Origin of the sequence: Anaerococcus sp. (assembly GCF_030825785.1) — a bacterium.
GTDB lineage: Bacteria > Bacillota > Clostridia > Tissierellales > Peptoniphilaceae > Anaerococcus.
The window spans coordinates 54,622-62,475 of record NZ_JAPJPG010000003.1; the positions used below are offsets into that span (position 1 = coordinate 54,622).

The window sequence follows — 7,854 nt, forward strand, 5'->3', positions numbered from 1 at the left end:
GAGAAATAATGGAATACAAAAGAAAAAATGTTTGGCTAAACATTGACCAAGCCAAAAAAGACGAGCTAGAAAGCCTATCTACCGACTACATGGACTTTATGAATAAGTCCAAGACAGAAAGGCTCGCAGTAAAAGAAATCGTAAAAAGGGCAGAAGAAGCTGGCTTTAGAAACATAGATGAGGTCATAGAAGAAGGAAAGCTTGAAGCAGGTGATAAGGTCTATGCTATAAATAGGCAAAAGGCCGTAGCCCTTTTCGTAATTGGAAGCGAAGACTTCGAGGCTGGAATGAATATTGTAGGAAGCCACCTAGATAGCCCAAGACTTGACCTAAAGCCTGTTCCTCTTTACGAATCAAAAAACATAGCGTATCTTAAGACTCACTATTATGGTGGAATCAAAAAATACCACTGGATCAATATTCCCCTAGCCCTTCATGGAGTCGTTTATAATAAGGAAGGCGAGAAAATCGAAGTATCTATAGGAGAAGAAGCAGATGAGCCAGTATTTTTCATCTCAGAGCTTCTAGTTCACCTTTCCAAAGACTTAAACCAAAAAAAGGCAGCTGAAGTTATAGAAGGAGAACAATTAAATATCTTAGTTGGATCAATCCCACTAGAAGATGAAAAAGACAATCCAGTTAAGAAAAACATCCTACAAATCTTAAATGATAAATATAATATAGAAGAAGAGGACTTCCTCACAGCAGAATTTGAAGTAGTCCCTGCAGATAAGGCGAGACTTGTCGGTCTTGACTCATCAATGATTATGGCCTACGGACACGACGATAAGGTATGTGCCTACACTTCCCTCCGTGCCATTTTGAAAAGCGAAAATCCTAAAAAGACCCTAGTAGGACTATTTGTCGACAAGGAAGAGATAGGATCAGTAGGAGCTACAGGAATGAGCTCTCAATTTTTCGAAAACACTGTAGTAGAACTTATGAACCTTGCTGGAGGAGTAAACCTAGTAAGCTTTAAAAGAGCTATGAAAAACTCCAAAGTTCTCTCAGCAGACGTAACACTCGCAGAAGATCCAAACTTCCTGGAAGCTACAGAGGAAAATAACACTGCCAAGCTCGGCCACGGAGTCTGCCTAACCAAATACACCGGAGCAAGAGGAAAGGGTGGCTCAAACGATGCAGATGCAGAGTTCCTCCAAGAAGTAAGACTTGCCTTCGATAAGGGAGAAGCAATCTGGCAAACAGGAGAGCTAGGAAAGATCGATCAAGGTGGTGGAGGAACTATAGCCTACATCCTCGCAGAATACGGAATGCAGGTAGTAGACTGTGGAACGCCAGTAATCTCCATGCACGCCCCACTAGAACTTGTAAGCAAAGCCGATGTTTACGAGACTTATAGGGCCTACAAATCTTTCTACGAAAATATTTGACAAGGTCACTAAAGAGCGTATAATTATAAATTTGACATTACTTATGATTCATAGTATAATAGTACTCATAATGAATGAGAGGATGATTAAATGGCACATAAATCAGTTCAAGATATTAGAGATGAAGTAAGAAGTAATGTGGGTAAGGAAGTTATTCTCAAAGCAGATATGGGAAGAAAAAGAATCAAGACTAAGACTGGTGTCATAGTTAATGCCTTCCCAAGCGTATTTACAGTTAGGGTTAACAATGATTTCGATGTAGAAAGAACAGTGTCTTACACTTATTCAGATATATTGACATCAACAGTTAAACTTGTAGCAAATTAAATATAAGACCTTGTTGCATGATTGCACAGGGTCTTATTTTTGTGATTTATAAAGGAGAAAAAATGAAAGAAATATATGCAGACTTACATTCCCACACCAATCACTCTGATGGACTATTGGAAATAGAAGAGCTTCTAGTTCTTGCTCAAGAAGCTAACATCAAAGTCCTTGCCATAACAGATCATGATACGACAGATCAATACGAAATAATAAGGGAAAAAGCAAAAGAAATCGGTATAAGGACGGTCAAAGGAGTTGAGATAAGCTCTTATGATTACCAAGTAGACAAAAAAGTCCACATAGTAGCCCTCTTTCTTCCAGATAAGACCCCTCATATAGACAAACTTTGTGGTGAATTTCTAGAAAAAAGGGATAAAAATCACAGGAAATTAATAAAAGACTTACAGGAGAAGGGCTACGATATAGACTATAAGGCCTGCAAGAAATTCTCCCCATATTCTATAGTCTTTAAGTCCAATATCCTTCAGGCTCTTAATGAAAGATATCCAGAAGAAAACTTCACCTTCAAGGAAGTTTTTGGCTCTATGAAAGATAAAAGTAAGAACCTAGAAATGGGCTATATAGACGTTGAAGATGGAATAAAGGCAGCCCTTGCCGATGGAGCAATCCCAATCCTTGCCCATCCATGCCAGTACGAAAACTACCCAGAAGTAGGAAAATACGTATCCTTCGGCCTAAGAGGAATAGAAATATCCCACAGACTAATGAAAGAAGAGGACTTTGACCTAACAAAAAACCTAGCAGAAAAGTATGATCTCATTGGTTCAGGAGGATCTGACTTCCACGACCCAGCAAAACACCTTCTAGGAAAGTTCGGCCTAAGCAAGGAAGAATTCGATAAGCTTCTTCAAAAGTCGGGAAAGAAATTATAAATGAAATTGTTCACCAAAAAAGGTAATCCAGAAATTTTCCTGATTACCTTTTAATTTATCTATTATTCATTTTCCTTCTCTACTCTTAGAGTTTCGTCTAGGAGGGTTAGGTAGTATTTTTTGGCTGTTTCTATTTCAAAGATTGAAGAGTCGTTGAAGTAGTCGCTAATTTCTCCTATTAGTTTAGTGATTTTTTCATCTTCTCCGTATTTGTCGGCGAGGGTTTCTGATTTTTCTATAAGTTGGTTGATCTTATAGATCAGTCCCATGGTCTTGGCTTCTCTGTCGTTTTCCTTGAGAAGTTCCCTTAGGGTCCATTTTACGTTATTTTCTGTAATGCCTGCCTTATGTTGAACACTTGCATTATTTTCTCTTAGGCTATCTAGAAGGTCGAATAGCTCTTCATTCTCGAAGCCATTAAATAAGGTAAAGTCAAAGTCTAGATCGTAATCGTCATCTCTAACTTCCTTTTTATCCTCGCTAAAGCCCTCTATTCCAAGCAGGTGACCTATTGTATAGTCCAGATGATCCTTTCCTACTTCGATTATTTTTATATCATTTTCCTTAGCTATTTTCTTAAATCTATCGTATTTATCCATATCTATAGGATTGTAAAATAAAATTTCTGCCATATTTACCTCTCTTTTTACTATATATCATAAGTATACTAATATAGGAGGAATAAGACAAATTATAGGATTTATAAGTCAGTGTAAACCTTCCTACGCCCTTATTTCGCCAGAATGAAAAATTCACCTTGCCTAGACCTTGCTTATCCTTCACCTCGACCTTGCCTTTCCCTTACCTCGAAACAAGCCCGTCCGGCTAATAGAGGATCGGAGAGGTCTCCATTCTAAGATGACACGTAAATAATAGAGACAATATAGTTTATGAAATCCGAGGAGATGTCTCGACTACGCTCGACACTAGAGAGGAGAAAGAAAACAAAGTTTTCTCTCCTCTTCCCTTGTTTCGATACAAGCCCGTCCGGCTAATAGAGGACTGGAGAAATCTCCTAGAAATAGTAAAAGTATAATTCTTTTAATGATCATAGTTATTGCAACTAACACCTTTACGCCATCTCGAACGCATGTGAGAGATCTGCAGTCTATGATGACATGTGGATAAAAAAGTTTAAGTTATATACGAAAATACACGCCTAACAAAATCTAAGATCAAATATGTCCCAAAGTTCTGTAGACCTCTCACGTAAAGTTCGAGGTGGCGGGGAAAAGGAGAGGTCTCAACGTTATTATTATCATAGATCAAAGATGAAATTGAAAATATCCTATTACTACCTTTGACAAATTTTATATTTTCCCTCACTTGGGTATAAATAAATTAAGAATCTATACGGAGGAAATTATGATTGAAGAAAAATTAAATGAACTTTACAAAAGACAGGTCGAAGTTGATAAATATATAAAAGATGCGAGAAAAATTTATAATGATATCTTGATATCTTCTAGAAGGGTGGGAAAAAGCTCAGACTTTACAGGGAAAAAATTCCTCAGGGGAAATATCGTGGGAGACTTCCTCAGGGCAAACAAGAACCATAATGCCAACAAGTCCATTGGAAGAATACAAGAAGAACTTCTTGATTTTCACTCAAACCTTCTTATCTTTGATGAGAAACTAGCAAATAAGCTCTATCTTCCATCAAAGGTTAGTGAGTATTCGAGAATTAACGGTAAGGCAAGCGATATAGCCTTTAGGTACAAGCTTAGGAAGAAGGAAGTAGATATAAGTAAGTCTGCTAGGTCAGTCCAAAAGGTCCTAATGAAACTTTTGTCTGAGAAGAGAAAAATCGCATACGATATAAGAAAGATTAAGGAATATAAGGATCTTTAGAAGTAGGAATTTTAAAATTTATATAAGAATAGGGGTGGTGGGATAGGACTTGTATGTTCTTGCCACCTTTTTTTATATTTAGCTCACTGTCTAAGAGAATAAAAAGAGTAAGTTTTAGTTTATCTCGGATTTATATTTCGAGATAAATAAGCAATGTTTTACAAGCTTAAGGCATATATGTTACCATTAAATAAGTTAGAAATTGGAAATTAGAAAGGAGTAATAATGATCAAAGTTTCGAATTTTTCAAAGATTTATTCCAATGGCAAAAAGGCCGTTGACGATATTTCTTTTACTGTCAATGATGGAGAGATATTTGGATTCTTAGGTCCAAATGGAGCAGGTAAGTCCACTACTATAAAAAGCATAGTAGGAATCAACTCAAAAACAAGTGGTAAGATTAGTATAAATGGCAAAAGTCTTGAAGAAGATGCCAAGGCCTACAAAAGCGAGTTTTCCTATGTGCCTGATAATCCAGACCTTTTCGAGAACTATTCGGGCAATGAATATATAAACTTCGTTTCAGATATCTACGGCATAGATAGTAAGACTCGTAAGGAAAGGCTCGACTATTATCTAGAGTTTTTTGACCTAAAGGATGCCATGGACAATCAGATTTCAAGCTACTCTCACGGTATGGCCCAAAGGCTTGCCCTAATAGGAGCTTTGATCAATGATCCACCTGTAATATTTCTAGACGAGCCTATGGTAGGTCTTGATGCCAAATCCGCCTACAATCTCAAACAAATCTTAAGAGAAAGGGCGGCGGCAGGAAAGATTGTCTTCTTCTCAACCCACGTTATGGAAATTGCCCAAGAGCTTTGCGATAGGATTGCGATTATTAACAAGGGTAAGATCATCACAGTCGGCACCTTCGATGAAATAAAACATGCTGCCAACAGAGAAGGCTCACTTGAAGAAATATTCTTGGAGCTTACTGATGAATAATATAAAGACTATCACAAAATACGCCTTCAAGGAACAGTTCTTCCCATATTTTCCATCAAAGAAAATAGCGGGCATGCCCAAAAACTATCTGGGAAGGCTCCTTAGTCTTATCTGGTCCTATCTCTTCTTTGGCTTTCTCTTCTACCTTGTCATGGGCTCATCTGTCAAGGTCTTTGTAGAAAGTGGGAAGGAAGCCATGTACTTTACGGTCTTTGCCATGCTAATGACTGTAATAGTCCTCCTCCTTCACGGAGCTAAGATTTACTCTGATTTCTTTACAGAAAAGTCTATAGCAAACTACCAGACCATGCCCATAACTGAGGGTGAACTTTTCCTGGGTAAGATATTTGGAGGAGTCTTGTCATTTTTCGACTACTTCCTCTTCTTCCTCTTGGGGCTTTTCCTATACTTCTCTGCTGTAGGATTTGACCTAGGGACACTCCTTCTTGGAATAATCAACTTCTTTCCAATGATTCTAATCCCTTATAGCATTCTTTCTATAATATTATTAATCATCAAGAAGTTTACCAATGTCAACAGACACAAGAAGCTTTTCAAAAACCTAGGCTATGTCTTGATGTTTGCTATAATCGGCCTAATCTACTACTTCTCCTTCAAGTCCGGACAGTCTGGAGATAGTTTTGATAAGTTTGCAAATGGAATGGTAGATGTCACAAGTAAAAACCAAGCTGTGTCCAATATCTTCTTCCAAGCCAAGCTATTTGGCCTATCCCTAACAGGAGGAATCGGTCAGAGATTACTTTCGACTATAGTACTTTTCGCCCTAGCTGGCCTAATCACTTTTATAGCCTATAAGTTAGCAAGTAAATTCTACTACGAGTCAGTTTTTGAAAATACTGTAACAGAAAAAACTAGCAAAAAGATTAACCAAGATAAAAAGAGAAAACCAGTTGGATTAGAGCAAAAAGGCCAGGTCATGGCTATAGCCAAGAGAGATTTAAGGATTATGACAAGCAATCTAATGTTTCTCTACACGCCAATCCTTATGGCCATGATTTTCACTATTATGCCTCTTACTCAAGGAAGGCAGATAGTAGGAGAAATTGGCTACGAGAATATCTTTAGTCTAGTGGCGAAGTTCTATTTCTTCGCAATATCTTTCGCGGCAGGACTTATGATTTGGATAAATGGGGCGCCAACTTCCAACTCTCTCTCAAGAGAAGGAAAGGGATTTTTCCTAATCCAAACCCTACCGGTCGACCCAAAAAGCCACATGAAGGGAAGGCTCTTATCAGCCATGGCCATAGCCTTACCAATCAATCTTATCATGACCCTAATCATAGGAGTTGTCCTACAAATAGGACTGGTGAATTCTTTAATGATATTCCTAGGCCTTAGCCTAGCAGCCTTATCAGCAAACATAGTAGGCTTACTACTTTCAACCATAGGAATAAATACCACTTGGCAAAATCCAAAGGAGCTAATGCAAGGGGGAATGAAATTTTTTATCTACTATATAATAAGCTTTGTAGTAATAGTAGCCCTAGTAATCCTTACCGTAGTCTTGATGAGTGCAAGTGGTGGCAAGGTCCTTATAGGAATAGGTGCCCCTTTCCTAATAGTAATAGCCCTAACAGCGATATTCTATGGACTAGCTTATAAGAGATATAAAAAGGGATTTATGGATGTTTAAAATCAAATAGATACAGAGGGCTGTTGCAAAACTATGAATAATCATCGTACCATCGTTAGAAGGTTCTCTTAGGAAATTTTACCTCTCCTGGCCGGTAGGCCAATTGGCGCCCGCCGGCTGATGGAGACGATTAGCCCGTCGGCTTAGTGAGACTTTCCGTGGAGGTTCTTCTAACGATAATGGTACGATTTATTCATTCTGCAACAGCCCTATTTTTATGCTCATGATACAATAAATATACAAAAAAACTATAAAAAATATATGTTATATATATATGTGATATAATAGAAACTTTGAAAAAATGACAAAAATAAGTTAAAAATATAACACTTTCCTCTTACTAGTTTAGTGTGTATAAGAAATATATCATTGAAACATACTGGTATTAGCCGGATTTTATATATATTGGGAAAATGTTGGATTTTGACAAATATTGCTAAAAAACTAGTGATTAAGTTTGAAATAGAAAAAAATCGGGTATAGAATAATTATAAGACGAAGTGCTTTTTTGCAGCCTATGTCTTTTATGAATGTAACTGGGATAGACTCTCAATAATGGGGTATGAGTCTGTCGATTATTTTTGGAGGAAAAATGGATAATAAATTTAAAAGAATTATTGAGTACAAAAAACAAAAAGGCTCAATAAGAAAACCAAAATACGCTACAAGAAAACTTTCGATAGGATTAGTATCTTGCATGCTAGGTTACGCACTTCTAGTATCTCCATCCTCAGTAGAAGCAGCTGAACTTGATAGCGAAAATCAAGTTGTAGCTGAAGAAAATGCTGAG

Annotated in this window: 8 protein-coding genes; 7 read left to right on the forward strand and 1 reads right to left on the reverse strand. The window is 37.4% G+C overall.

Annotated elements, in window-relative coordinates:
* The first annotated feature begins 8 nt into the window (after positions 1 to 8).
* The 3 genes from RCH56_RS00955 to RCH56_RS00965 all read left to right on the forward strand — a co-directional run bounded on the left by RCH56_RS00955 (position 9) and on the right by RCH56_RS00965 (position 2,611).
* Complete coding sequence (locus RCH56_RS00955) at positions 9 to 1,391, forward strand: aminopeptidase (RefSeq protein WP_306483123.1); 1,383 nt, start codon at positions 9 to 11, stop codon at positions 1,389 to 1,391.
* Positions 1,392 to 1,481: 90 nt separating this feature from the next.
* Complete coding sequence (locus RCH56_RS00960) at positions 1,482 to 1,718, forward strand: Veg family protein (RefSeq protein WP_105301789.1); 237 nt, start codon at positions 1,482 to 1,484, stop codon at positions 1,716 to 1,718.
* A 62-nt stretch (positions 1,719 to 1,780) separates the two neighbouring features.
* Positions 1,781 to 2,611 (forward strand): PHP domain-containing protein, encoded by an 831-nt coding sequence (locus tag RCH56_RS00965; RefSeq protein WP_306483124.1) that lies wholly within the window; start codon positions 1,781 to 1,783, stop codon positions 2,609 to 2,611.
* Between the two features lie 62 nt (positions 2,612 to 2,673).
* Here the strand turns inward: RCH56_RS00965 and RCH56_RS00970 are convergent, their stop codons facing one another.
* Positions 2,674 to 3,243: a DUF3783 domain-containing protein gene (locus tag RCH56_RS00970; RefSeq protein ID WP_306483125.1), complete on the reverse strand. Its 570-nt coding sequence runs from the start codon at positions 3,241 to 3,243 to the stop codon at positions 2,674 to 2,676.
* A 733-nt stretch (positions 3,244 to 3,976) separates the two neighbouring features.
* Between RCH56_RS00970 and RCH56_RS00975 the strand changes: the two genes are divergently transcribed.
* From RCH56_RS00975 to RCH56_RS00990, 4 genes are all read left to right on the forward strand, one after another.
* Positions 3,977 to 4,462, forward strand: coding sequence for a hypothetical protein (locus RCH56_RS00975; RefSeq protein WP_306483127.1), 486 nt, complete (start codon positions 3,977 to 3,979; stop codon positions 4,460 to 4,462).
* Positions 4,463 to 4,687: 225 nt separating this feature from the next.
* Positions 4,688 to 5,410, forward strand: a complete 723-nt coding sequence (locus RCH56_RS00980) for an ABC transporter ATP-binding protein (protein ID WP_306483129.1) — start codon at positions 4,688 to 4,690, stop codon at positions 5,408 to 5,410.
* Entirely contained in the window at positions 5,403 to 7,064 is a 1,662-nt protein-coding gene (locus RCH56_RS00985) for a hypothetical protein (protein WP_306483130.1), read from the forward strand. The genes RCH56_RS00980 and RCH56_RS00985 overlap by 8 nt, the downstream gene beginning before the upstream one ends.
* 592 nt (positions 7,065 to 7,656) lie before the next feature.
* A partial coding sequence (locus tag RCH56_RS00990) for a YSIRK-type signal peptide-containing protein (protein ID WP_306483131.1) occupies positions 7,657 to 7,854 on the forward strand: 198 nt, incomplete at its 3' end.